The organism is Cupriavidus sp. WS, assembly GCF_000395345.1.
Taxonomy (GTDB): Bacteria; Pseudomonadota; Gammaproteobacteria; order Burkholderiales; family Burkholderiaceae; genus Cupriavidus; species Cupriavidus basilensis_B.
Genome location: NZ_AQPL01000699.1, coordinates 1 through 1126, shown reverse-complemented (window position 1 = coordinate 1126; position 1126 = coordinate 1). Strand labels below are relative to the sequence as shown.

Genomic DNA, 1126 nt, shown 5'->3' with positions numbered 1-1126 from the left:
CGTCGGAGAAGTGCTGTTGGCTCGCGTGGATGGTTCGCCAGACATGCGGGCTTCCGTCCTCGTAGCTGATGGACAACGTGCGGACGATTTTCAGATTCCAGTAGCCGCGGAGAAAGGGATTGGGTTTCTGGGACATGGGAACTCTCCAGATTGAATAGTGGAGCCAATTCCCGTCACCGGGAATTGGACCCGGTGGGTTGAAAGTCGAAAATGCGTCAGGCAGCGCCGATCGTTGGCGTCTGGGCCAGTCGTTCGGCGACGCGATGGCGCACATTCAGGCGGAAATGCTCGTCGTTGATGCCCGTGAGCAGGTTGGCAGCCTCCAGCGCGATCAACGCCGAGGCCTCTTCGACGTCGTAGGCCACAACGGCTTTGCGCAGTTGGTCGCCGAGTTGGATGGCCTGCGAGGATGAGCCGACTAAGCGGATTTCCTTGCTCAGAAAGCAACTGTCGCCGCCAAACTCGAACAGCCGCGGTTTGCTGCAATGCCAGCACCCCTCAAACTGAATGGCGGTGAGGTGATGGCCGTCATCGAAGCAGGTGGCAATGAGGAACAAGGCGTCGAGGTCAGCGATGTCCTCGAACGAGTGTTGCTCGATCAAGTTCTCCAACTCCTCGTCCTGGTCGGCGCCGAAGTGAGCAGCCAGCATGTCGAGCAGTGTCGGAATCGACAGCCCTTCATCCACAGGCATCGGGATAGCGAGTTGCTCGGCAAGCTCTTCCAGGCTGTCCAGCACATCTCTCCACTGGGGATTGTTCGTTTCGGAGATTCGGGCGATATAGGCCTGCCCCTTGCCGGGATACGCCTCATCCAGCATGAAGGCGCCGAACAGCGCCTTGATGACGGGCGTCACGCGGTCGAGCACGAGGACGCCGGTGGCGTCGTAGTAGTTGTTGGCCATGGTGGCTCCTTTCGGGAAGTGAGCGGAGCCAGCCCGTGCGGACATGGCATCCGCATGGGAAAAGCCTGAGGCCGGATGGCGTCGGGTACGGTGGAAAAATGCGAGGGACATGGCCTCGAACCGAGGCGCATGTCCCTCATGGGGAGTGAACGAAAAGGCGGTGGCGTGCCGGAGACCGGCTCACCAGCCGCTGTAGTTCATCAGCAGGTCGGCGATGACCTTGC

1 protein-coding gene and 1 pseudogene are annotated in these 1126 nt (G+C 60.4%); both read right to left on the bottom strand.

The window, feature by feature from the left end; genetic code table 11:
* Positions 1 to 136 (bottom strand): annotated as a pseudogene (locus K206_RS42455) (ABC transporter substrate-binding protein); the annotation flags it as partial.
* A 79-nt stretch (positions 137 to 215) separates the two neighbouring features.
* The gene (locus tag K206_RS0136645; RefSeq protein ID WP_020207165.1) at positions 216 to 902 is read right to left on the bottom strand and encodes a hypothetical protein; all 687 of its coding nucleotides are present in this window, start codon (positions 900 to 902) and stop codon (positions 216 to 218) included.
* Between the last annotated feature and the right edge of the window lie 224 nt (positions 903 to 1126).

Excerpts from the sequence above, each read along its gene's own strand:
- K206_RS0136645 (WP_020207165.1), bottom strand. The coding sequence starts at position 902 with ATGGCCAACAACTACTACGACGCCACCGGCGTCCTCGTGCTCGACCGC.